Annotated in this window: 23 protein-coding genes; 10 read left to right on the plus strand and 13 right to left on the minus strand. The window is 32.0% G+C overall.

Going from position 1 to position 23,407, the window contains the following annotated elements:
- Positions 1-30: 30 nt before the first annotated feature.
- Together DPIF8902391_RS01515 and DPIF8902391_RS01520 are read right to left on the minus strand one after the other, a co-directional pair.
- Positions 31-630, minus strand: a complete 600-nt coding sequence (locus tag DPIF8902391_RS01515; protein WP_172504837.1) for an acyl carrier protein phosphodiesterase — start codon at positions 628-630, stop codon at positions 31-33.
- Positions 631-694: 64 nt separating this feature from the next.
- A complete protein-coding gene (locus DPIF8902391_RS01520) occupies positions 695-2,158 on the minus strand; it encodes an aminoacyl-histidine dipeptidase (protein ID WP_058884744.1) in 1,464 nt (487 codons plus the stop codon).
- Positions 2,159-2,250: 92 nt separating this feature from the next.
- Between DPIF8902391_RS01520 and recR the strand changes: the two genes are divergently transcribed.
- Positions 2,251-2,868, plus strand: a complete 618-nt coding sequence (gene recR / locus DPIF8902391_RS01525; protein ID WP_058884745.1) for a recombination mediator RecR — start codon at positions 2,251-2,253, stop codon at positions 2,866-2,868.
- A 69-nt stretch (positions 2,869-2,937) separates the two neighbouring features.
- On the opposite strand, the gene DPIF8902391_RS01530 is transcribed toward recR, so the two are convergent.
- From DPIF8902391_RS01530 to DPIF8902391_RS01555, 6 genes are all read right to left on the minus strand, one after another.
- A complete protein-coding gene (locus DPIF8902391_RS01530; RefSeq protein ID WP_172504838.1) occupies positions 2,938-3,354 on the minus strand; it encodes a putative periplasmic lipoprotein in 417 nt (138 codons plus the stop codon).
- 69 nt (positions 3,355-3,423) lie between these two features.
- Complete coding sequence (locus DPIF8902391_RS01535; protein ID WP_101915468.1) at positions 3,424-4,005, minus strand: CopD family protein; 582 nt, start codon at positions 4,003-4,005, stop codon at positions 3,424-3,426.
- 70 nt (positions 4,006-4,075) lie between these two features.
- Positions 4,076-4,765 carry a Lipl32 family lipoprotein gene (locus DPIF8902391_RS01540; protein WP_172504839.1) on the minus strand — a complete coding sequence of 230 codons (690 nt, stop codon included), beginning with the start codon at positions 4,763-4,765 and terminating at the stop codon, positions 4,076-4,078.
- 55 nt (positions 4,766-4,820) lie between these two features.
- Entirely contained in the window at positions 4,821-5,834 is a 1,014-nt protein-coding gene (gene hemH, locus DPIF8902391_RS01545; RefSeq protein WP_172504840.1) for a ferrochelatase, read from the minus strand.
- A 63-nt stretch (positions 5,835-5,897) separates the two neighbouring features.
- Complete coding sequence (locus DPIF8902391_RS01550) at positions 5,898-6,407, minus strand: TrmH family RNA methyltransferase (protein WP_172504841.1); 510 nt, start codon at positions 6,405-6,407, stop codon at positions 5,898-5,900.
- A gap of 5 nt (positions 6,408-6,412) precedes the next feature.
- On the minus strand, positions 6,413-7,306 hold the full coding sequence (locus tag DPIF8902391_RS01555; RefSeq protein ID WP_172504842.1) for a helix-turn-helix transcriptional regulator: 894 nt from the start codon (positions 7,304-7,306) through the stop codon (positions 6,413-6,415).
- A 209-nt stretch (positions 7,307-7,515) separates the two neighbouring features.
- On the opposite strand from DPIF8902391_RS01555, the gene hemA reads away from it, so the two are divergent.
- The 9 genes from hemA to DPIF8902391_RS01600 all read left to right on the plus strand — a co-directional run bounded on the left by hemA (position 7,516) and on the right by DPIF8902391_RS01600 (position 17,913).
- Positions 7,516-8,784 carry a glutamyl-tRNA reductase gene (hemA, locus tag DPIF8902391_RS01560; protein WP_172504843.1) on the plus strand — a complete coding sequence of 423 codons (1,269 nt, stop codon included), beginning with the start codon at positions 7,516-7,518 and terminating at the stop codon, positions 8,782-8,784.
- Positions 8,768-10,354 (plus strand): hydroxymethylbilane synthase, encoded by a 1,587-nt coding sequence (gene hemC / locus DPIF8902391_RS01565; RefSeq protein WP_172504844.1) that lies wholly within the window; start codon positions 8,768-8,770, stop codon positions 10,352-10,354. Before hemA ends, hemC begins: the two co-directional genes overlap by 17 nt.
- 73 nt (positions 10,355-10,427) lie before the next feature.
- On the plus strand, positions 10,428-11,393 hold the full coding sequence (gene hemB, locus DPIF8902391_RS01570; RefSeq protein WP_058884753.1) for a porphobilinogen synthase: 966 nt from the start codon (positions 10,428-10,430) through the stop codon (positions 11,391-11,393).
- Positions 11,394-11,533: 140 nt separating this feature from the next.
- Positions 11,534-12,823 carry a glutamate-1-semialdehyde 2,1-aminomutase gene (gene hemL, locus DPIF8902391_RS01575; RefSeq protein ID WP_172504845.1) on the plus strand — a complete coding sequence of 430 codons (1,290 nt, stop codon included), beginning with the start codon at positions 11,534-11,536 and terminating at the stop codon, positions 12,821-12,823.
- A 74-nt stretch (positions 12,824-12,897) separates the two neighbouring features.
- Positions 12,898-13,923 (plus strand): uroporphyrinogen decarboxylase, encoded by a 1,026-nt coding sequence (hemE, locus tag DPIF8902391_RS01580; protein ID WP_172504846.1) that lies wholly within the window; start codon positions 12,898-12,900, stop codon positions 13,921-13,923.
- A gap of 29 nt (positions 13,924-13,952) precedes the next feature.
- The gene (locus DPIF8902391_RS01585; protein ID WP_058884756.1) at positions 13,953-14,570 is read left to right on the plus strand and encodes a TlpA family protein disulfide reductase; all 618 of its coding nucleotides are present in this window, start codon (positions 13,953-13,955) and stop codon (positions 14,568-14,570) included.
- A gap of 104 nt (positions 14,571-14,674) precedes the next feature.
- Positions 14,675-15,421 (plus strand): EI24 domain-containing protein, encoded by a 747-nt coding sequence (locus DPIF8902391_RS01590; protein ID WP_058884757.1) that lies wholly within the window; start codon positions 14,675-14,677, stop codon positions 15,419-15,421.
- Positions 15,422-15,480: 59 nt separating this feature from the next.
- Complete coding sequence (gene hemF / locus DPIF8902391_RS01595) at positions 15,481-16,383, plus strand: oxygen-dependent coproporphyrinogen oxidase (RefSeq protein WP_172504847.1); 903 nt, start codon at positions 15,481-15,483, stop codon at positions 16,381-16,383.
- A 213-nt stretch (positions 16,384-16,596) separates the two neighbouring features.
- Positions 16,597-17,913: a dihydrolipoamide acetyltransferase family protein gene (locus DPIF8902391_RS01600; protein ID WP_058884759.1), complete on the plus strand. Its 1,317-nt coding sequence runs from the start codon at positions 16,597-16,599 to the stop codon at positions 17,911-17,913.
- Positions 17,914-17,983: 70 nt separating this feature from the next.
- On the opposite strand, the gene DPIF8902391_RS01605 is transcribed toward DPIF8902391_RS01600, so the two are convergent.
- The 5 genes from DPIF8902391_RS01605 to DPIF8902391_RS01625 all read right to left on the minus strand — a co-directional run bounded on the left by DPIF8902391_RS01605 (position 17,984) and on the right by DPIF8902391_RS01625 (position 23,312).
- Complete coding sequence (locus DPIF8902391_RS01605; RefSeq protein WP_172504848.1) at positions 17,984-18,877, minus strand: TIGR01777 family oxidoreductase; 894 nt, start codon at positions 18,875-18,877, stop codon at positions 17,984-17,986.
- A 572-nt stretch (positions 18,878-19,449) separates the two neighbouring features.
- Positions 19,450-21,258, minus strand: coding sequence for a DUF885 domain-containing protein (locus tag DPIF8902391_RS01610; RefSeq protein ID WP_172504849.1), 1,809 nt, complete (start codon positions 21,256-21,258; stop codon positions 19,450-19,452).
- Between the two features lie 13 nt (positions 21,259-21,271).
- Positions 21,272-22,042, minus strand: coding sequence for a phospholipase D family protein (locus DPIF8902391_RS01615; protein WP_172504850.1), 771 nt, complete (start codon positions 22,040-22,042; stop codon positions 21,272-21,274).
- An 85-nt stretch (positions 22,043-22,127) separates the two neighbouring features.
- Positions 22,128-22,472, minus strand: a complete 345-nt coding sequence (locus DPIF8902391_RS01620; protein WP_172504851.1) for a tRNA-binding protein — start codon at positions 22,470-22,472, stop codon at positions 22,128-22,130.
- 192 nt (positions 22,473-22,664) lie between these two features.
- Positions 22,665-23,312, minus strand: coding sequence for a DUF2459 domain-containing protein (locus DPIF8902391_RS01625; protein ID WP_172504852.1), 648 nt, complete (start codon positions 23,310-23,312; stop codon positions 22,665-22,667).
- Positions 23,313-23,407: the final 95 nt, after the last annotated feature.

The following is a 23,407-nucleotide window of genomic DNA, read 5'->3' on the forward strand; positions in this document are numbered from 1 at the left end:
AAAAATAGATTCTCGTATTTGGTTTTGTATTTATTTTTCTTCTTCTTTAATTTCAGTAATTTTTACGCTGCAAAAAGAGCGTAAATCTTCAAAAAAGAGCGTAAAATCTTCTTCAAATAAGCGGTAATGGTTTTCTAAATCTTCCGAAGCCAGATTCATTTGAGATTTTCCTTGTGTACGTTTATTAATGCCGTTTAATACTTCTTGAATTCCGTTGGTAAATTGATAATTATACAACCAATTATACTGTATCATATTTGGCAATAATTTTTGTGTTTTTTCAGGAAGAATCTGTTTGTTTTCTTCTAATAATTGATACACAGAATTTACGTAAATATCTAAAGGGATTTCTGAATAAATAGCCCAGTTTTTAGCTAAAAAATGATCGAAAAAAATGTCAATAATTACGCCGTCGTAATGTCTGTAGCGTTCGTGTAAACGTCTTTTACTTTTTCGAACAATTTTATGTGCATCGGTATAGGTATCAATTTGGCGGTGTAAAAGAATACCTTTTTGAATTTGTGGGTTAAAATGAGTTATTTTGTTGCCTTTAATATGATCGGCAATAAAATTTCCAATCATTAATTGCGTGTCATTTCCTGATAAATATAAGTGTGATAACAAATTCATAGCGTAAATGTAAACAAAAAAACCACAACAGTTAGGTTGTGGTTTTTAAGATGTTATTTACTGTTTAGTTTTTACTAGGGATATTTTTTAAAATTTCTAATAAAAATTTCCAATATTTTTGTGTTGATGAAATTTGAGCACATTCGTCAGGTGAGTGTGGTCCTCTAATATTTGGTCCGAAAGAAACCATGTCCATATCAGGGTAATTTTGCCCTAAAAGTCCACATTCTAAACCTGCATGACAAGCAGCTACATTAGGTTGCTCGTTATGTAATTCTACATATAATTTTTCAACAACTTTTAATATTTCAGAATTTAAATTAGGCAACCATCCAGGATACGAACCTGAAAATTCAACATCAAAACCTGCTAATTCAAAAGCCGAACGCATTGCGTTTGCTAAATCCCATTTATTACTTTCTGAAGAAGAACGAGTTAAACAAGCGATTCTTATTTTTCCGTCTTTTACAGTAACACGAGCGATATTGTTAGAGGTTTCTACTAATCCTTCAATATCTGGGCTCATACGATATACACCATTTAAAGCCGTGTACATTGATTTTATAAATCCTTCTTGAATACCTAAATCCATTACGTGTTTAGGAGTTTCAACTTGTTCTAATTCAATTGATAAATTAACTTCTAATAAAGCAAATTCTGCTTTAATCGTATTTATTAATTGTTGAGTTTCAAATAAGAAAGGTTCTTTTGATACAGTATCAACAACAACTGTTGAAAAACTTTCACGAGGAATAGCATTACGTAAACTTCCTCCGTTTATATGGGCAACACGTAAACCAAAGTTTGTAAAACCATCAAATAATAAACGATTCATTATTTTATTGGCATTTCCCAAACCTTTAATAATATCCATTCCTGAATGACCTCCTTTTAAACCTGTAATAGAAATTTTAAAAGCAGTTGTATTTTCGGGAGTAGCTTCTTGAGTATAAGTTCTTGTAGCGGTAACATCGACACCACCTGCACAACCCATGCTAATTTCGTCATCATCTTCGGTATCTAAATTTAATAAGATTTCTCCTTTTAAAATACCACCTTCTAAGCCCATTGCACCAGTCATACCAGTTTCTTCATCAATAGTAAACAAAGCTTCAATAGCAGGATGTGCAATTTCTGAAGATTCTAAAATAGCCATAATTGAGGCAACTCCTAAGCCGTTATCGGCACCCAAAGTAGTTCCCTTAGCTCTTACCCAATCACCATCAACAAACATTTTAATTCCTTCTGTATCAAAATCGAAAACAGTGTCAGCATTTTTTTGATGTACCATGTCTAAATGACTTTGAAGTACAATGGCTTTACGGTTTTCCATTCCTAAAGAAGCTGGCTTGCGAATAATTACGTTTCCAACCTTATCGACCATCGTTTCTAATTGCAAGTTTTTACCAAAATCAACCATAAATTGGATAACTTTTTCTTCTTTTTTAGATGGACGAGGTACGGCATTTAAGTCGGCAAAATTCTTCCAAACAGCTTTAGGCTCTAAGTTTCTTATTTCTGAATTCATTGTAAATTGTTTGTTTAAATGTAAGCAACAAAGATACTTTTTTAAACTGATATATTTTAGCGATGCTATTTGAAAAATTGTAAATTTGCGGCATGGATTTTTCTTCAAAATTACTAGAAAAAGCAGTCGATGAGGTAAGTCGATTGCCAGGAATAGGCAAGCGAACGGCGCTTCGTTTGGTCTTACATTTATTAAAACAACCTACTGAAAACACCACTTATTTAACAAGTGCTTTAACGCAGTTACGAAACGATGTAAAAGCCTGTAAAAAATGTCATAATATTTCAGATACCGTTGTATGTGAAATTTGCAATAACCCGAATAGAAACGCCAGTACTGTATGTGTTGTTGAAGACCTTCGAGATGTAATGGCTATTGAAAACACGGCACAATTTAGAGGGATGTATCATGTTTTGGGCGGTAAAATTTCGCCTATTGAAGGAATTGGTCCTCAAAATTTAGAAATAGCATCTTTGGTAACTAAGGTTAAAAAAGGCGAAATAAAAGAATTGATTTTTGCCTTGAGTGCAACGATGGAAGGCGACACCACGAATTTTTATATTTACAAGCAAATAGAAGATTGCAATATAACAACCTCTACCATTGCCCGAGGAATTTCGGTAGGCGATGAGTTAGAATATGCCGACCAAATTACCTTAGGTAGGTCTATTGTAAACCGTATTCCTTTTGAGCAGTCAATAAAAGTGTGATAAAAGAGAAGTGATATAAAAAGTGTATAAAAAAATCCGAAATTTTTAAAATTTCGGATTTTTTATGAATTACTGTCTTTTGTAAGTTAAACCATTACTAGGAAAGGTAAATTCTTGTTTATCTTCAGAGAAAGTAATGTTTAAATCGGCACCATTACCTGTATATCCGTGTTTTTTAAAGTTATAAGTATTGTTTTTGTTATTTTTCCAATAGCCTTTATAAGATGATTTTTCATCCTTAGCGCATAAATTATTGGTATTATTATAATCATTAAAAATATAATAACCATTATTAACAAAGGTATAGCTGTCTTTTTTTTGGCAAGCATCAGTTATAACTGTGGTGTTTTTGTGGGTTAATTTCCAAATACCAACAAGAGGATCTTTGGTTTCTATTAGTTCTTCAGGGGTTGGTATTTCATCACTTTTAGAAGCACATGAACTAAGTAAAATAAGGCTAATAAATACTAAAAATATTTTTTTCATACTGTTGTTTTAAGATTGTTTTTTAAGGTGTTTTTAATTTTTTTTGATGTCAAAATAAAAATTAACGGATTATTTATCCTGTTTTTTAAGCAATTCACTATCTTGTTTGTCCCAAGATTTTTTAGCTCTTAATTTTTTGTAAAACTGAATTCCAAGCATTAATAATACACCAAAAAGAATAATTCCTGCAACTCCCCAAACCCAACTAATCGTGTTTTTTAAAACCACTAAAAAAACGACGGCAAACAAAATTATAGTTGGTGCTTCGTTAAATATTCTTAGTTTTGTAGGGCTGTAATTTATTTCATCTCGCTGTAATTCTTTATATATTTTATGACAAAATCCGTGGTAAAAATATAAGGCTAAAACAAAGGCTAATTTAACGTGCATCCAAGGCAATTCTAAATAAATAGGATTTTCGATAAGCATCCAAATAGCAAAAAAACTCGCTAAAAATAACGATGGCCAGGTAATAATATACCACAAACGCTTGGTCATTAATTTGTACTGCGTTTGTAAAATTGTTTTGGCAGGTTCTTCTTTTTTTTCGGCTTCTACATGATAAATAAATAAGCGCCCAACATAAAATAAACCCGCAAACCAAGTAACTACAAAAATAATATGTAGTGCTTTTATATATAAAAAATCCATAATAAAAAAAATGAGGTCTTAAAACAATATTGTTTTAAGACCTCAAATTTAATGATTTTAATGTAATTAATTACATTTGCTTTTTTAATTCAGCAATAGATTTAGCAACAACAACTCCTGGTAATTTTATAGGTGCTGCAATTTGAGCTAAAAATGTACCTTTTACTTCTCCTTTTTTATAGGTCGTAAATCCAATTCTGTACAAACCAGTAGTAATGGCTTTTAAAGGATTTCCTATTTCACTTTTATACCTTAATAATGAATTATATCTAGATCCACTAGGTAATTTAGGCATTTCGCTACTATCATCATTTTTAGCAAGTGTATGCCAATTTGCGTTTTTAACTTTACTTTCGGTAATAGAACCTTTTGTAAAAATATCTGAACGCTCTAAAGTAATATAGGTGTCAAAATAATCTTTAGATTTTTTGTTTGCTTCAAAATCAGCAGATACAATGGCATTTTTCGGTTTATTTTTTCCTATAGGAGAAACCATTCTTACACCTAATTCAGGAGCAACAGCAGGAACCCAAACATATAAATAATAGAATTTTTTTCCATCTTTAACTTCATCTTCATTACCTGATTTTACAAAACCTTTGTAAGAAATAACATCGGTGTATGGAAGTCTTATTTTTTTAAACCCAAGATTTTTTTGAGTTAAACCTCCGAAAGTACCAACTTTCTTTTGAGCACTAATACTTCCTACAGATACCACAGCAATAGCAAGTCCTGCAGCAATTTTTTTTAAATTTTTCATTGTTTTTTATATCTAATTTAGAGCGAATATAGATAATAAAATTAGAATAACGCACTTATTTTAAGTTATTAATCCAGTCAGCTAAAACACTGACCCATTGCTTATTGTCGTTAATACAAGGCACTGTATGGAATTCTTCACCACCGGATTCTAAAAACTCTTCTTTTCCTTCCATGGCAATTTCTTCTAAAGTTTCTAAACAATCAGAAACAAAAGCAGGTGTTACAATTGCTAGTTTTTTAATACCATCTTTTTCGGCTTTTTTTACAATAGTTCTATCAGTATAAGGTTGTAACCAAGGATCAACTCCTAAACGAGATTGAAAAGAAGTAGAAACCATATTTTCATCTAAATCTAATGCTGATATTACATTTTTTGTAGTTTCAAAACATTGATGACGGTAACAAAATTCATGCGCTTTTGATGGTGTATTACAACAGCTTCCGTCTATTTTACAATGGCTTTTTGTAATGTCAGATTTGCGAATATGACGCTCAGGAACTCCATGGTAAGAAAATAAGATATGGTCGTATTCTTTATCGGCTAAATACTCTTTAATACTGTTCGATAAAGCGCTGATGTATTCCGGTTTTTTATAAAAAGCAGGAACATCGGTAATTTTCATCTCTGGGAAAAACTCCTTTCTAATTTCTTCAGCTAACACCACAATAGTTTCAGTTGTTGCCATCGCAAATTGAGGATATAAAGGAATTAATAATACTTCGGTAACACCTTTATCATGTAATTCTTGCAATCCTTTTTTAATGGTCATTGTACCGTATCGCATTGCCAAAGCAACAGGATATTCAGTTTTTTCTTGCACCTTTTTTTGTAATCTTTCTGATAAAACAATTAAAGGAGAACCGTCTTTCCACCAAATTTTTTTATAAGCCGCTGCTGATTGTTTCGGGCGGGTGTTTAAAATAATTCCTTTTACTAAAAATGAACGAAACCAATACGGAACATCAATTACGCGTTCGTCCATTAAAAACTCTCCTAAATATTTTTTTACATCCTTTGGATCTGTGCTTTCAGGTGATCCTAAGTTGACTAATAAAGCTCCTTTCATCTTTTTATTTATTTGGTCATTATTATAGTGATTTTTTTTTATTAAAAGATTAAATCACACTATTTATAAAACTTTTTTTAATTGATTTGTTGTTTCGTATAAAGCAATGCTTAAACTATGAATTACATTCATTGAAGAGTTGCGTCCGTACATTGGTATAGCAACAGTGGCATCAACACTATTAATATTTTCAATACCGTTTCTTTCACTTCCTAAAAGTAGTACTATTTTTTCTTCGGATGTAAAATCGAAATTTTGAAGCGCTACGCTTTTATCGGCAACTTCAATACCTATAATGGTATTTCCTTCGGCTTTTAATCGCTTAATAACTTGGTTGAAATCATCATAAATTTCATGTTCAATTTGCGCAATAGTATTTCTAGCGGTGCGTTTTACGTTTCTATTTTGAATAGAAGGAGAACTTTGGTGTAAAAATATTTTTTGAACCCCAAAACTCTCGGCAATACGAAAACACATACCGATGTTTTCAGGAGTTCGTATGGCATCGCAAACAATGGTTATTGGAAATGTTTGTTGCTTGTTTTCTATGTCGTAATGCGTAAGTTGTTTCATCTTTTTTACTTTTTATTGGCTTGTAAAGAAATTACATATTGTTTTGGAGTGGTGCCAAATTTCTTTTTAAAAGCGGCTATAAAATGGCTAGAAGTACTGTAACCAAGTTGTAAACCAACTTCGTTTACGTTAAATTGATTGCTTTCTAAAAGTTTGCGCGCGTGCTCCATTTTGTAATCAAAAAGAAAACTGTAAACCGTGTCGCCATATATTTGTTTAAAGCCTTCTTTTAATTTTTTTAAATTTAACCCCACTTCGGTAGCAAGTTCTTGTAGGGTAGGCGGCTCACTCATTTTAGCAATAATAATATCTTTTGCATGTCTTATTTTTTGAATTTCTCGATCATCTACTAAAAAAGGACAGTATTCATTTTCGGTATTTTCGCCAGTATCAAAATGAAGGCTTAATAATTCGTATGTTTTCCCTTTTATGTAAAGATCTTTCATCGAACTATGGTTTTTTGCCGTTAAAATTTGCTGTAAAACCATTAAGGCATTTGGGCTAATTTGAGTATCGTCATAATATTTTTTATGCTTATTATCATCGCTTAAAAAAGGAATATAACTGGCTTCTTTTGAAAATAAAGCATGAAATTTTTCAATAGAAATTAAAAGAGACACCAAAGATGTTTTCGGTAAAATCTCTAAGTTTATTGGAAGGTTTTGCTGTGGGTTATATAAAAAGATAACATGCTTGTCTAACACGTTAAATGTGTAGCTGGTATTGTTAAAATGAAATTTACAATTCCCTTTAACACAGTAATGTAACTGTATATAGGAGTTGTCAATATCTCTTTTGTAAAATTCAGTTTCGTTGGTGTTATTTTGAAATTTTAAAACAAAAAAACCTTTTTCTAGGATGATTTCTCTAAACGTACTTTCTGCGATGTTTTTTGACATAGTCTAAAATATAATTAAAAACAATCTATTTAGAATGACTCTAAATTGAACTAGCTTCCATAGCTGATTTCACTGCAAAAATACACTTTATAAGTGTTTTAGAGATGTTTTTATACTAAAAAACAGCAAGCGACATTAAAAGTTCTTTGAGCGACATTTTTTTTTATTTAATCTTTATATTTTTGTCACTCCTTACTGAAGAAGACTGAATGGCAACAGATAAACATAACAAGAATTTATACAATATAGGTGTTAGCTATAAAAAAGCTGATGCAACTATTCGAGGTAAATTTAGTATTTCGAAAGAAAACCAAGTAGCACTTTTAGAAGATGCAAAACAAAGCGGGATTGATGGCATTTTTGTGTTGTCAACCTGTAACAGAACCGAAATCACAGGTTTTGCAGTGCATCCTTTTCAGTTAATAAGCCTATTGTGTAAATATTCTAACGGAGCAATTGAAGAATTTGCGGAAGTATCAAACGTTTATAAGAATAACGAAGCAATTCGCCACCTCTTTAGAATGGGAACAGGTTTAGATAGCCAAATACTAGGCGATTATGAAATTGTTGGGCAGTTACGTCAGGCTTTTAAATTAGCAAAAGAAATAGGAACGGTAAATGCGTATTTTGAGCGTTTATTAAACCACGTAATGCAGGCTAGTAAGCGTGTAAAAAACGAAACAAAACTAAGTTCAGGGACTACATCGGTTTCTTATGCGGCAGTTCAGTATCTTATTAAAAATTTACCGAGTTATAACGCTAAAAACATGTTGGTTTTTGGCTTGGGTAAAATGGGAAAACATACCTGTAAAAATTTAGCAGAATATACACAAAATAAATCAGTACGTTTAGTTAATAGAACCGAAGAAAAAGCCATTGAATTTGTAAAAGAGCATCCGGCTATTCAAAATGCGAAATTCGAAAACTTAAACAAAGAAATCGCAAATACCGATGTGCTAATCGTATCAACAGGTGCGGCTCAGGCAACCATTAAAAGAGAGCATGTTTTAACAAAAAACCCGCTTTTAATTTTAGATTTATCAATGCCTGCAAACGTATCGAAAGAAGTTGCCGATTTACCAAATGTTACGCTAATAAACGTTGATGAATTATCAAAAATAACAGATGAAACATTGGCTATTCGTCAGCAAGAAGTGCCTGCAGCAGAAAAAATTATAGAAATCTATAAAAATGAGTTCAAAGAGTGGTTAAATCATCGTAAATTTACACCCGCAATTACGGCGTTAAAAGAATCGTTAAAAACTATTCAACAAGATGAAATCGCTTTTCATAAGAAAAAAATAAAAGATTTTGACGAATCGCAAGCAGAAGTAATTACATCAAGATTTATTCAAAAAATAACCACACAATTTGTGAAACACTTAAAAACCGAAGAAACTTCTGTCAGTAATAGTATAGAAGTAATGGCAAAAGTGTTTGGGGCAAATTTAGAAACTATCCATGCAGAAGACAATTAAAATAGGTACACGAGATAGCCAATTGGCTATGTGGCAAGCAAACAAAGTTCGTAAAGAATTAGAAGAATTAGGGTACGAATGTGAAATAGTTCCAATAAAATCAACAGGGGATCTTGATTTAGATACACCGTTACACGAATTAGGAATTACAGGTGTTTTTACTAAAAATTTAGACCTTGCTATGTTAGCTGGTGATATTGATATTGCCGTGCATTCATTAAAAGATGTTCCAACAGTTTTACCTGAAGGAATTATTCAGGCAGCTGTTTTAAAACGTGCAAATTACAACGATATTTTACTATTAAAAGATAACGAAGAGTTTTTTGGGCAACCAAATGCTGTTATTGCAACGGGTAGTTTACGTAGAAGAGCACAGTGGTTAAATCGTTACCCTACGCATGAAGTAGTTGGTTTAAGAGGAAATGTAAACACACGTTTACAAAAATTAGAAGATAACCAATGGGATGGCGCTATTTTTGCTGCCGCAGGATTAGAGCGTTTAGGAAAGCGTCCAGAAGGAGCAATTAACTTATCTTGGATGATTCCTGCACCAGCACAAGGTGCTATTATGATTACTGTTTCAAGTAATGATGAATTTTCTAAAGATGCTTGTGAGCAATTAAATCATTATGAAACACAACTTTGTGTAGGTATTGAACGTGAGTTTTTAAACTTGTTAGAAGGCGGTTGTACAGCTCCAATAGGTGCTATAGCTTATGTTGACCCTAAAACGGAAGAAATAAACTTTAAAGGTTTATTATTAAGTAAAGATGGTAAAAAGAAAATATCAGTAACTAAAAATGCTAAAGTTGGGCGTCATCGTTTTTTAGCGAAAGATTGTGCTGATTATGTAATTAATAGAGGTGGTAAAGAATTAATGGAAGATGATGTTGTTGAAAACAAAGACTTCGCTATTTATTCTACTAAAAAATTATCTGAAATTCAAAAAGAATTAGTTGATTCATCTATTGATGTTCAAGATAGTGATTTTATTAAAATTCGTTTTAATAGAATCGCTCCTAAAGTAGTTAAAGATGAAATTGAAAATGTAATTATCACCAGTCAAAATGGGGTAGAAGCAATTGCAAATTCATTTACTTCGGATGAATTAAATTTCAAAAATATTTATTGCGTTGGGCGTAGAACCAAAAAATTAATTGAGCAAAGAATCGGAAAAGTAGTAAAATCTGAAAGAAATGCTTCAAAATTAGCTGCTTATTTAGCAACTGAAATAAAAGGACAATCTGCAACTTATTTTTGTAGTGATTTACGTTTAGATACCTTACCAAATACGTTAAAAGAAAACGGAATTACGGTAAACGAAGTAGAGGCGTATAAAACGACACTTAGTTCATCTAAAGTTGACGATGCTGTAAACGGTGTGTTATTTTATAGCCCATCAACCGTTGAAAGTTATATGCAAGAAAATACGGCAGATAAAATAGCCTTCTGTATTGGTGAAAGTACTGCAAAAGAAGCTCGTAAATATTTCGAAAATGTACAAGTTGCTAAATTACCAACCGTAGAAAGTGTTGTTGAATTGGTAAATGCACATTTTATAAAAGAATAAAAAAGTAAAATTAAGTGCAGTTAAGGTTTTTTAGAAATGTTTACTGCGCTTAATTTTATCAAAATATATTGTTATGTTTCGTACAAGAAGACTTAGAAAAACCGAAGGAATTAGAAGATTAGTTAGAGAAACAAAAGTATCTGTTGATGATTTTGTATATCCTTTATTTATTGAAGAAGGTGAAAATATTGAAACAGAAATAAGTTCTATGCCTGGTATCAAACGTTTTTCTTTGGATAGAATTTCTAAAGAATTGGATGAGGTTGTTGAATTAAATATTCCTGCTGTTTTATTGTTCGGAATTCCTGCTAAAAAGGATGACCAAGGAACTGAAACATGGAATGATAACGGAATTATGCAACAAGCAATCCGTTTTATCAAAAAGAATTATCCTGATTTATATGTAATTACTGATGTTTGTTTTTGCGAATATACATCGCACGGTCATTGTGGCGTTATTCATAATAACGATGTTGATAATGATGCAACTTTAGTAAATATAGCAAAACAAACTGTTTCGCACGCAAGAGCAGGAGCAGATATGGTTGCGCCTTCAGGAATGATGGACGGAACAATTGCCATGATGAGAGAATCTCTTGATAATACTGGCTTTGCAAACTTGCCAATTATGGGGTATTCTGTAAAATATGCATCAGCATTTTACGGGCCTTTTAGAGAAGCGGTAGATTCAGCACCTTCTTTTGGTGATAGAAGAACGTATCAAATGGATGCTGCGAATAGAGATGAAGGAATGCGTGAAGCAACTTTTGATGATCAAGAAGGAGCAGATATTTTAATGGTAAAACCAGCGTTATCTTATTTAGATATCATTAGAGATTTAAAAAATAATTTTGACCGACCAATTGCATGTTATAATGTAAGTGGAGAATATTCAATGGTAAAAGCAGCAGCCGAAAAAGGTTGGATTGATGGCGAAAAAGTGATGATGGAAAGCTTACTGTCAATGAAAAGAGCAGGAGCCGATATTATTATTACTTATTTTGCTAAAGAAGCGGCAAAAGTTTTGAATAGAAAATAAAACGAAATACGAATTGTCATATCTAGTAAATTTTTAAAGAAATAATAAATTTGTATCAAAGAGGTTAATTTTAAGCCTTTTCGATACATTTTTATTTCATATAAAATCCTAGAAAATATGATTCTAAAAAAACTATAAAAATGGAATTCAAAAAATCACAAAAACTATATAAAAAAGGATTGGTAAACCTTGTTGGAGCTGTAAATTCGCCAGTAAGAGCGTTTTCATCAGTAGGCGGTAATCCATTGTTTATCAAAAAAGCAAAAGGAAGTCAAATTGTAGATGTCGATAATAATAAATTTGTCGATTTAGTACTTTCTTATGGTCCGATGATTTTAGGGCATCGTCATAAAAAAGTAGAAAAAGCGATTACAAAAGCCTTAACAAATGGCTATACTTTTGGAGCATCTACAGAAAATGAAATTAAATTAGCCAAAATAGTATGTGATGCTTTTCCAGGAATGGATAAAGTTCGTTTTGTAAATTCAGGTACTGAAGCTGTTTTAAGTGGAATCCGTTTGGCAAGAGCGTTTACAGGAAAAGATAAAATTATAAAATTTGCAGGTTGTTATCATGGGCATCAAGATGCTTTATTAGTAGCAGCAGGTTCTGGTTTGGCGACTTTAAGTTTACCAGGAAGTAAAGGAGTGCCAGATGGTGCAGTAAAAAACACATTAATTGCTACTTATAACGATTTAGAAAGTGTAAAAGCACATTTTGAAGCGCATGACGATATTGCAGGGGTTATTTTAGAGCCTATTGCAGGTAACATGGGTGTTGTATTGCCTTCGGATAACTTTTTGACAGACTTAAAAACCTATTTAGAATCAAAAGGAGCTTTGTTAATTGTTGATGAGGTTATGACAGGTTTTCGTTCTAAATTTGGTGGTGCACAAGAATTGTTGGGTGTAGAAGCTGATATTACGTGTTTAGGAAAAGTAATCGGTGGAGGTTTCCCTGTGGGAGCTTACGGAGCGCGTAACGAAATTATGCAAGAAGTTGCACCCTTAGGAGGAATGTATCAAGCAGGAACACTAAGTGGAAATCCAATTGCGATGGCATCAGGAATTGCAACTTTAACCGAATTAAAGAAGCAAAATCCGTACGATAAATTTAATGAAACTGCGCAAGCGATTGAAACGTTTTTATTAAATTCGGCACAAAAATACGGCGTAGAAATAACAGTAAATAGGTTTGGTTCTATGGTAAACCCATTTTTTACCAATGTTAGGGTAACTAATTTTGAACAGGCACAAACATCAGATACAAAGAAATTTGCAACCTTCTTTTGGGCAATGATCAAAAATGGCGTGTTTTTACCACCATCACAATTTGAAGCTTGGTTTTTATCTTCAGCTTTAACAAAAAAAGACATTAAAAAGATTTCAAAAGCCATTGATAAAGCAATGGAAGCGGTTTCTAAAATATAAATAATAAAATAGCTGTCTGTTCATTTTTACATTTTAAACGAATTAAAAATGAACAGCTAGTAAAAAAGTATAAAATGATAAAAAACGATTTATTTTTAAGAGCATTAAAAGGAGAAACTGTAGATCGTCCACCAGTTTGGATGATGCGTCAAGCTGGGCGTTATTTACCAGAATTTCAAGAAATAAAAAAGAAATACGACTTTTTTACGCGTTGTAGAACTCCTGAATTAGCTTCAGAAATTACCGTACAACCTATTCGTAGGTATGGAATGGATGCTGCTATTTTATTTTCAGATATTTTAGTGATTCCACAGGCGATGAATATTGAGGTGCAAATGAAACCTGATTTTGGTCCTTATTTACCAAACCCGATTAGAGATCAAAAAGGATTAGATACCGTGGTTGTTCCTGATGTAAACATAGAATTAGACTATGTAATGCAGGCGATAAAAGCAACTAAAGAAAAATTAAATGATGAAGTTCCTTTAATTGGTTTTGCAGGTTCACCATGGACTATTTTATGTTATGTTGTACAAGGGCAAGGATCAAAGAATTTTGACAAAGCAAAAGAATTTTGTTTTACAAAACCAGTTTTGGCACACCAATTGCTTAGTAAGATAACAGAGACTACGATTGCTTATTTAAAAGCAAAAGTAAAAGCAGGTGTAGATGCTGTTCAAATTTTTGACTCATGGGGTGGAATGTTATCTCCAACTGATTATCATGAATTTTCATGGCAATATATCAACGAAATAATTGAAGCATTAAAAGACGATGCACCAGTTATTGCTTTTGGAAAAGGATGTTGGTTTGCTTTAGATAAAATGGCAAACTCAAATGCTTCAGCCTTAGGTATTGACTGGACATGTTCACCTAGAAATGCCCGTTATTTAACAGGAGGAAATATTACATTACAAGGTAATTTTGACCCTTCTAGATTGTTATCGCCACCAGCTGAAATTAAAAAAATGGTACACCAAATGATAAATGAGTTTGGTAAAGACAAATATATTGTTAACTTAGGGCACGGAATTTTACCTAATATTCCGCTTGAAAATGCAAAGGCATTTGTCGACGCGGTAAAAGAGTATAAGGTTTAAAAATGTAACCCCCTTTTAAATTATTAAAAATGAATAAAATAGTACTTATATTAACTTTATTACTAGCAACGCAAGGTTTTTCTCAAAAGAGAATTTATTACAAAGATATTGTTGATCAGTGTATTTCTACAGCAAGTAATGACGCTGCAATGTTAGACGATGTAGTGTATAATTGTATTAAAGATAAATATATTTCTAATTATAATTTTACATCAATTAAAGGAGAAACCATAAGTACTGAGGCTATTGATATTCCTATTGTTTTATTAGCTGCTGCCACATGGTGTGCACCTTGTTGGGGCGAAATTCCTGCATTGAATAAAATGGTAGAAAAGTATGACGGTAAAGTAAAATTTATCATGCTTTTTTCAGATTTAGAAAAAGGTGTTGCTAGAATGGCAGAAAAACTTGACAAAAGAATATTCTTAGTTCCTTCTACCGAAAAATTAGAAAATAGATCTTCTTTAAATGTAGCTGGTTTTATTCATAAGTTAGATTATCCGTCGGCATATTTAATTACCGATAAAAAACGAATTTTAGACTTTAAAAGAGGTGCTTTATCGCCAACCAAAAAGATGGGATGGGATGAAGTTAATAAAATTAACGAACAAGAATTAGATAATTTTATTAAAGCGGTAATCAAATAAATGCTGATTTGACTTTAATAACACATTGAAAATATAGTGAAAATACTTCAAAACCTCTTTCTTTTATCGGAAAGAGGTTTTTTAATTTAGTTAAAATAATAAAAATGATAAAAAATATACTACAAGCAATAAAAGCTTATTTCGGGGCTTTTCAATTAATATCGAAACTAAAATTATGGAACTATTTTATAATTCCGATATTAATAAGTGTTTTTACCGCTATTATAATTGCAAGTTCAGCTTATACTTTTTCAGATGATGTAGGGCATTATATCGCTAATTTTTGGAAATGGGATTTTGGCAAACAAACCTTTGAGGTAATCAGTACTTTTTTAAGCGGATTATCAATTTTACTTATCGGATTAATACTTTACAAACATATTGTTATGGCATTATCGGCACCGTTTATGAGCCCTGTATCAGAAAAAATTGAAGCGTATTTAACTGGCGGAAATCACAGCCACCGAAAAACATCTTTTCAAGAGCAGTTAATAAGAGGAATTCGAATAAATACTCGAAATTTACTGCGTGAATTACTTGTAACGATTCCTGTTTTATTGCTAAGTTTAATACCTGTAATAGGATTGTTTTCAACCGCGTTATTATTTTTGATACAAGCCTATTATGCAGGTTTTGGTAATATGGATTACACCTTAGAACGTCATTTTAAATACAAAGAAAGTGTTGAGTTTGTAAAAGAAAATAAAGGAACAGCGGTAGGAAACGGGTTGGTATTTATCTTATTTTTATTAGTGCCGTTTATAGGTGTATTATTAGTTTTACCACTATCGGTAACTGCTGCAACAACAGAAACTATTAAAAAAATTCAATTAAAAAAAGTATCAGAATAGGTATTTTTGCAGGAGGATTTACCAAATAGATAAGAATTAAGAGAAGAAATAATTAAAACATGAAAGATCAGTTTTACGCATATATACAAGAATTACAAGACACGATAACCTCAAAACTAGAACAAGTTGATGGAAGTGTAAAGTTTCAAGAAGATACTTGGAAACGTGCCGAAGGTGGTGGTGGAAGAACCCGTGTTATCGAAAATGGCGCTATTTTTGAAAAAGGCGGTGTTAATATTTCAAAAGTTTTTGGCGAGTTACCAGAAGCATTACGCAAACAATTTGGCGTTGAAAATGGTGATTTTTTTGCCTGCGGATTAAGCTTAGTTTTACATCCGAACAACCCATTAGTGCCAACAGTACACGCAAATTGGCGTTATTTTGAAATGTATGATGAAAAAGGAAATATCGTTACGCAATGGTTTGGCGGTGGTCAAGATTTAACACCGTATTATTTATTTGAACAAGATGCAACGCATTTTCATAGCGTTTGTAAAACAGCCTGCGATAAACATCACCCTGATTTTTATCCGAAGTTTAAGCAAACCTGCGATACTTATTTTTGGAACACTCACCGAGAAGAAGCTCGTGGAATTGGTGGTTTATTTTTTGATTATTTAAAAGAAACTCCTGAGTTTTCAATTGAAGATAGATACAACTTTGTAACTGAAGTTGGAAATAGCTTTTTAGAATCATATGTGCCAATTGTTGAAAAAAGAAAAGATATCGCCTATAATAAACAGCAGAAAGATTGGCAAGAGGTACGAAGAGGACGCTATGTAGAATTTAATTTAGTACACGATAGAGGAACTTTATTCGGGCTAAAAACAAACGGACGTATTGAAAGTATTTTAATGAGTTTACCGCCGGTTGTTCAGTGGAAATATAACCATCACCCAGAACAAGGAAGCGAAGAAGCTAAATTATTAGCAGTTTTAGCGACTCCTAAAAATTGGGTATAAGCCAGCTATTGTTTTAAATAGAAATAGCTTATTTTGTGAAAAACTCAGTTAAATGTTGTTTTTGGTTAATTTTATTCAACCTAAATTGTTTTATAGCGTTATAATTAGGAATTATTTAATTACTTAGGAGTCTTGCTGTTTTTTAAATGACGAAAATCATAAAAAAATGCTCGATTTTTAGTAACTTTGCACACCTTAAAAAAAACTTATACTATGGCTAGATACGAATTGAAATTACCTAAAATGGGCGAAAGTGTTGCAGAGGCAACTATTACATCTTGGGTTAAAGAAATTGGAGATACTATTGATATTGATGATACGGTTGTTGAAGTAGCTACAGATAAAGTAGATAGCGAAGTGCCTAGTGAGGTTGAAGGAACTTTGGTTGAAATTTTATTTGACAAAGACACTGTTATTCAAGTAGGGCAAACAATTGCGATTATTGAAACAGCAGGAGATGATAGTGAGCAAGCACCTAAAACGGATGCTGTAAAAGCCGCTGTTGTAGCTGTTGAAAAAACAATTGAAGAGGCTTCATCAATTAAAAATGAAGTATCGGGCGTAATTGATACATCGTCAAGCGATCGTTTTTATTCTCCATTAGTTAAAAACATTGCAAAAGAAGAAGGGATTTCTTTTGAAGAATTAGAAACCGTTAAAGGAACAGGAAAAGAAGGACGCGTTACAAAAGCGGATATCTTATTATATATAAAAAATCGTAAAAATAAACCAGAAATTACTACTGCACCTGTTGCCGCTGCCGTTGTTAAGGTTGAAAAACCAAAAGCCGCAGTGAAATCGGCACCAATTACTTTGTCGGGTCAAGATGAAATTATTGATATGACTCGCATGGGTAAATTAGTAGCAAAACACATGGTTGATTCGGTAAAAACATCGGCACATGTACAGTCGTTTATTGAAATAGATGTAACAAATATTGTTACTTGGAGAAATAAAGTTAAAAACGCATATCAAAAAAGAGAGGGTGAAAAATTAACATTTACGCCAATTTTTATGCAAGCGGTAGCGCAAACAATTAAGAAACATCCGATGATAAATATTGCTGTTGATGGCGATAAAATTATCAAAAGAGGAAATATTAACTTAGGAATGGCAGCAGCCTTGCCTGACGGAAATTTAATTGTGCCAGTTATTAAAAACGCCGACCAATTAAGTTTAGTAGGTATTACCAAACAGGTAAACGATTTGGCGGTTAGAGCTCGTGGAAACAAGTTAAAACCAGACGATATTCAGGGCGGAACTTACACGGTTACAAACGTAGGAAGTTTTGGAAGCATTACCGGAACACCAATTATTAATCAGCCACAAGTAGCAATTTTAGCCTTAGGAGCGATTGTTAAAAAACCTGCAGTTATTGAAACTCCAGAAGGCGATTTTATTGGAATTCGTCAAAAAATGATTGTGTGTCATTCGTACGATCACCGAGTTGTAAACGGAGCTTTAGGAGGAATGTTTATTAAAACGCTAAAAGAAATTTTAGAATCTTGGGATGTAAATCAAGATTTTTAGAAATAACTTATCAACCTAAATATTAATGTAGAGACGCGATTTATCGCGTCTTTATTTGTTTAAAAATAATCTATTTATTTTTTTGATAAATAGCTAACAGAGCCGATTTTAAATCAGGATATTTAAATACATATTTTTCAGCTGTTTTTTTAGCAGAAACTCGGCTTCCTTTTAATAAAATACATGCCATTTCGCCTAAAATAAATTTCAATACAAAAGCAGGAGCATTTAAAAATAACATCGGTTTTTTAATGGTTTTACCAAGTGTTTTTGTAAAACTTTTATTGGTTTGATGTTCGGGAGCTACGGCATTATAAATACCTGTAAACTCATTTTTTTGTGTCGCTTTTACATATAAATTACATAAATCATCTATGTGAATCCATGGCATATATTGGGTGCCACTTCCTAAAGACGCTAAAAATAAAGGGGTATTTATTTTTGGTAAAGCACCACCAAATTTACTAAGTACTACGCCAGTTCTTAAAATAGTTACAGGAATGTTTAATGCTTTAAATTGATTTGCCGATTTTTCCCAAGCAACACAAACTTTTGATATAAAATCGTTTTGAGGAACATCGGTTTCTGTAAAAATTTGCCCTGAAGTAACAGCACCATAATACCCAATTCCTGAAGCTGAAATAAAACCTTTTAGCGGAATATTTAATTCTTTAATTTTATCAAAAAGTAAATTAGCAGCTGCTACTCGGCTGTTCATTATTATTTCTTTTCGTTGGGCTGTCCAGCGTTTATCGGCAATTCCTGCGCCTGCCAAATGAATAATATGCGTAACGTTTTCAAAAGCTTTTTTATCGATATATTTTTTTGAAATATCCCATTTAAATTCATTTTTTTTCTTCGGATTTCGGCTAAGTATTGCCACATCAATATTAAGTTCTTTAAAAACCTGTTGCAGTTTTTTGCCTACCAAACCTGTGCCTCCTGTAATTAATACTTTTGTCATAATTTTTTTAAATGAATGAACTAAGAGCCTGTTTAAAAATTAAAGAAACTGTCAGTTCGAGTGATTTTTTTCCTTCAAAAAAATTGTATCGAGAACTTTTTTGTATAAAATTCATCAATATAAAATAATTCAAATTCTCGATACAATTTTAATTCCTTTTAGTCATTAAAATCACTCGAATTGACAAGAATCATCAAAAAAAAGGGAATAACTACGGCAAATCAGGATGTGAAACTGAACTAAATTCAGTTTGACGGATTCGATTTCTTATTTTTATGTTACAAAACTTTTTTAGATGAAATTTAAACAGGCTCTAATATAATTAATTTTTATAAGCTTTTTTAGCTATTGTAAAAAAACAACGAATTGCTAAAGTAGTTGTCTTAAAATTTTAAATATTAGCAGAAATTTCTAGCCCCGATTGTAGCAATTGTTTGAGCTCCTTTTTATTTTTTCTTTTAAAAAAATAAAAAGAGCGAGTGCGGAAAGCGGGAAATAGCTCCAAAAAAAACCTCTTCATAATATAGATGAAGAGGTTTAGATTTTGAATAAAAAAGGAGGTAATTACGCTTTTATTTAGTGGCAATAATCCATTTGTTAATTTTATTTTCAAGTAGTGCCAACGGAATACAACCCGTTTCTAAAACTTGATTATGAAACTCACGAATATCAAATTTAGCACCCAATTCTTGCTTTGCTTTAGCTCTTAATTCTCTGATTTTTAACTGCCCAATTTTATACGATAACGCTTGCCCCGGGTTTGCCATATAGCGCTCAATTTCTGAAATAATACTCGCTTCGCCTTCGGCTTCGTTATCTAATGAATATTGAATTGCTTTTTCACGACTCCAGCCTTTGGTGTGCATTCCGGTGTCAACAACCAAGCGAATTGCTCGGTGCATTTCCATGCCCAACATCCCAAAATATTGATAAGGATCGGTATATAAACCAAGCTCTTTTCCTAGGTTTTCGGTGTATAAAGCCCAGCCTTCACCGTAGGCGCTGTACCATAAGGTTTTTCTGAACTCGGGCAAATCTTGGTTTTCTTGGGTCAATGAAATTTGATAATGATGCCCAGGAATTGCCTCGTGTAAAAATAAAGCTTCGTCTGAAAATACGTTGTATTTTGTAGCGTCAGGAATGGGTGTGTAAAAAACGCCAGGACGTGTTCCGTCTAAAGATCCTGCGTTATATTCGGCACTTGCTGATGCTTCTCTGAATTTTTCGGTTTGTTTTACAACAAATGGTGTTTTAGGTTTGTTACCAAATAATTTTTTTAATTGCGGTTTCATTTTGGCATGAATGGCATTAAAATTATCGATAATTTGTTTTGGCGTTGTGTAGGGCATTAATTTTTTATTGCTACGAACGTCATCAAAAAATTCTTTTAAACTTCCTTTAAAACCGACTTGTTCTTTAACTTTTTCCATTTCAGATAAAATACGGGCAACTTCGCTTAAACCTAATTGATGAATTTGATCGGCGGTCATTTGTGTGGTCGTATAATTTTTTATGGCGTGGGCATAGTAAGCTTTTCCGTTAGGAATAGCATCAATTCCGCTTGTTTTTCTACCTGCTTTTAAATAATCGGTTTGTAAAAAAGTGTGCATTAATTTGAAGGAAGGAATTAATTTAGCCTCCAACATATTTGTGTACGATTTGGTTAGCATTTTTTTATCAGCATCCGAAAAATCCGAAGGAAAATTGCTTATAGGCGTATAAAATAAATGCTCGGTTGTTGTTGCTTGGGCTAATGTTTTAAACTGCGGAATTACTTTTTTAATTAAAGACCCTGGCAATACATAGCCTTCTTTAATTCCTTGCTGCATGTTTTTAATTGCCGTTTCTAGCCAGTTGTAATAACCGTCTAATCTGCCTAACCAATTTTGATAATCTTTAACGGTTTTAAAAGGCTGTGCACCGCTACCACTACCAAAAGTCCCCATGGTTAAGTTAATAGTCCACATTTGGTTTATGGGCATTAAGGCATCGTTTTTAAAGCTGTTTTGTACTAGTGCCATATCGCAATCCCAGGCTAAAACAGCCTTACTCATTTGCTCACTTTCAGATAAATCAGCATCTTTAAAATGAGTTAATTTTGTTTTAAATTTGCTATAAAAAGCCGTGTTTTTTTGTTGATATGCTTCCGATAAGGTATTTGGAAATTGGTCATTAAAACGATTATCGCCTGCATTTGTAGCGTTAATTGGGTTTAATTTTAATTTTCCTTCATTATATTGGTTTAATAATGTGTTAAACGCAGTGTTTTTTACATTTGCTGTTTTTTGCTGATTTACTGCTTGCGTATTTGCTTGTTTTTCTTCTTTACAAGAACTTAGCAATGTAGCGGCGGCTACTAGGGATAAAAATATTTTTTTCATAAGTATTGGTTATTTAAGCTGTTTTTTTAGGATTGTTTTTAGTCGTTTTATTTTCATATAATTCGGCACCCCAAAGTTGAATGTCTTTTTCGTGTAAATTAGCATGATGAAATAACTGATTAAATTCTTTTTTAATTTCTTTGATAGCGCCAGAATCTTTGGTTCGAACACTTGTTTCGTAGTTGTTTTTTAAACCACTAACAGTAAAATTTAACGAACCTACATAGGCTATTTTATCATCAATTATATAAATTTTACTATGGATGAAAGAATCGCTTAATTTTGATTTATAAGGCGATATATACACTTTAAAAGGGAACAATTGTGAGTAGCGATACGTGTTTTTTGGCGCTATTTTTTTGCTAAAAGATCTGTAAACAAAACAGAGTATTATTACGGGAATAAAACCAATTGAAATTAGGGGGTTTTCGGTTTCATAAAAGGCAAAGAGCATGGTCATTAGTACCCCAATAATACTGAATATTATTATTTGAGAAATTGCCTGCCATCTTTTGGCTGAAAGGCCTTTTTTCTTTTTGTTTTGAACAATTAATTTACGGATGTTTTTATCGGAATCATTTTTAAAGTCTTCAATATTATCGGAGGTAATTAATTCAATATTTAGTTTTTTAGCTTTTAATTTGATGAGCTCTTTTACTAAAGAAGCAGATAAATAAGGGGAAACAATTTTTATAGATTTTTTGGCATTTTGAATATCACTAATTAAGTGTTTTCCTGCGGCTTTACCTATATAAATATCACATTTGGCATTGTTAATAAACATTTTGAATTCGTTGTTGTGATTAGTAATTATTTTAAATAAGTAACAGTATTATTTAAAATTTAGGGGGTAATCGAGAATGTATAATTTATCCGATTCGTGTGCCGTTTTTAATGTTTTTATCAGCAGAAATAAGCGTTACTTCTTTGTTATCGCCAATAGCACCTAGCACTAAACATTGGCTCATAATATTGGCTATTTGTTTTTCAGGGAAGTTGGTAACCGCCACAATTTGATTTCCTATTAATTCTTCTGGGCTGTATAATTTGGTTATTTGTGCCGATGTTTTTTTGATGCCGAATTCACCGAAATCAATGTGCATTTTATAGGCGGGGTTTTTTACTTCTTTAAATATTTCAGCAGAAATAATAGTACCAATACGCATTTCTACTTTGGTAAAATCATCCCAAGTTAATGATGTGTTTTTTTGCATTTATATTCATTTTTGTTAAGTGTTTGGTGTTTTTATGTTGGTAATTTTCGATTGATTAAAAAACCTGCTTTTATGCAAAGAGTAGCTTTTTTTATCGTTGTTATTTAAGCTTAGTTACATTGTTTAAGCATTGATTTTCCTAAATAAATTAAAACTAACAATTGATTTTATAGCGTGTTAGCAAATCGTATTTTATTGATACTTGTTTAGTAGCCCAAAATCAAAAGGTGTCCATAAACAAGATTTTAATCCAGTTTCTTTAAATCCAATATTTACCCAACTGTTACAGGTTTTAAAACAGGAATAACTTCCTTTTGATTTATAAAAATTATCTCTTGATGAATACCCTTTGTTTTCAAGAATCATTTTCATACCGTTTTCATTAATTTCAAATGTATTGAGTAAATAACTGTTTAGTTTTTGTAATTCAGAGTAATTTACTTTTATTTGAATCCAATCTGAACGTTTCTGTTTATAGCGAGTTACGTGCATTAATGTTGAACTTTTTAAAAATAATGCTCTAAAAGCATTGCTAAAAGTTAAATCGCTCAAAGTTGGTGTGTTGATATAAAAATTTCCATCTCCCCAACCAAAAGATAAATATTTTTCACTTTTTTCGTGTTTTATTCCTGATAACACTAAGCTATCAACGTTTTCTATTGGAATTACAATGTCTAAATGAACTCCATTTGTATTTAAATAAATCAGTTTTTCAGCACTTTCATTATTCAAAATTCTGTCAACTGTTATTGAAGATAGAATTAAAGAAATAATTATATATGTTGTTGGAATTAATAAAAAAGATAAAATCCATTTAATTATTTTCTTTCCTAGTTTCATATAGTTTGGTTCATCTGTTTGCTAACAATTATATAAAGTAAAAACGAAATAGGAGCGTAAAATTACATATAAATACAAAGCAAAATACACGGAAG

Source organism: Tenacibaculum finnmarkense genomovar ulcerans, assembly GCF_900239495.1.
Classification (GTDB): Bacteria; Bacteroidota; Bacteroidia; order Flavobacteriales; family Flavobacteriaceae; genus Polaribacter; species Polaribacter ulcerans.

Coding starts and splice junctions, on each gene's coding strand:
- DPIF8902391_RS01515 (WP_172504837.1), bottom strand. CDS start 630: ATGAATTTGTTATCACACTTATATTTATCAGGAAATGACACGCAATTA.
- DPIF8902391_RS01520 (WP_058884744.1), bottom strand. CDS start 2,158: ATGAATTCAGAAATAAGAAACTTAGAGCCTAAAGCTGTTTGGAAGAAT.
- recR (WP_058884745.1), top strand. CDS start 2,251: ATGGATTTTTCTTCAAAATTACTAGAAAAAGCAGTCGATGAGGTAAGT.
- DPIF8902391_RS01530 (WP_172504838.1), bottom strand. CDS start 3,354: ATGAAAAAAATATTTTTAGTATTTATTAGCCTTATTTTACTTAGTTCA.
- DPIF8902391_RS01535 (WP_101915468.1), bottom strand. CDS start 4,005: ATGGATTTTTTATATATAAAAGCACTACATATTATTTTTGTAGTTACT.
- DPIF8902391_RS01540 (WP_172504839.1), bottom strand. CDS start 4,765: ATGAAAAATTTAAAAAAAATTGCTGCAGGACTTGCTATTGCTGTGGTA.
- hemH (WP_172504840.1), bottom strand. CDS start 5,834: ATGAAAGGAGCTTTATTAGTCAACTTAGGATCACCTGAAAGCACAGAT.
- DPIF8902391_RS01550 (WP_172504841.1), bottom strand. CDS start 6,407: ATGAAACAACTTACGCATTACGACATAGAAAACAAGCAACAAACATTT.
- DPIF8902391_RS01555 (WP_172504842.1), bottom strand. CDS start 7,306: ATGTCAAAAAACATCGCAGAAAGTACGTTTAGAGAAATCATCCTAGAA.
- hemA (WP_172504843.1), top strand. CDS start 7,516: ATGGCAACAGATAAACATAACAAGAATTTATACAATATAGGTGTTAGC.
- hemC (WP_172504844.1), top strand. CDS start 8,768: ATGCAGAAGACAATTAAAATAGGTACACGAGATAGCCAATTGGCTATG.
- hemB (WP_058884753.1), top strand. CDS start 10,428: ATGTTTCGTACAAGAAGACTTAGAAAAACCGAAGGAATTAGAAGATTA.
- hemL (WP_172504845.1), top strand. CDS start 11,534: ATGGAATTCAAAAAATCACAAAAACTATATAAAAAAGGATTGGTAAAC.
- hemE (WP_172504846.1), top strand. CDS start 12,898: ATGATAAAAAACGATTTATTTTTAAGAGCATTAAAAGGAGAAACTGTA.
- DPIF8902391_RS01585 (WP_058884756.1), top strand. CDS start 13,953: ATGAATAAAATAGTACTTATATTAACTTTATTACTAGCAACGCAAGGT.
- DPIF8902391_RS01590 (WP_058884757.1), top strand. CDS start 14,675: ATGATAAAAAATATACTACAAGCAATAAAAGCTTATTTCGGGGCTTTT.
- hemF (WP_172504847.1), top strand. CDS start 15,481: ATGAAAGATCAGTTTTACGCATATATACAAGAATTACAAGACACGATA.
- DPIF8902391_RS01600 (WP_058884759.1), top strand. CDS start 16,597: ATGGCTAGATACGAATTGAAATTACCTAAAATGGGCGAAAGTGTTGCA.
- DPIF8902391_RS01605 (WP_172504848.1), bottom strand. CDS start 18,877: ATGACAAAAGTATTAATTACAGGAGGCACAGGTTTGGTAGGCAAAAAA.
- DPIF8902391_RS01610 (WP_172504849.1), bottom strand. CDS start 21,258: ATGAAAAAAATATTTTTATCCCTAGTAGCCGCCGCTACATTGCTAAGT.
- DPIF8902391_RS01615 (WP_172504850.1), bottom strand. CDS start 22,042: ATGTTTATTAACAATGCCAAATGTGATATTTATATAGGTAAAGCCGCA.
- DPIF8902391_RS01620 (WP_172504851.1), bottom strand. CDS start 22,472: ATGCAAAAAAACACATCATTAACTTGGGATGATTTTACCAAAGTAGAA.
- DPIF8902391_RS01625 (WP_172504852.1), bottom strand. CDS start 23,312: ATGAAACTAGGAAAGAAAATAATTAAATGGATTTTATCTTTTTTATTA.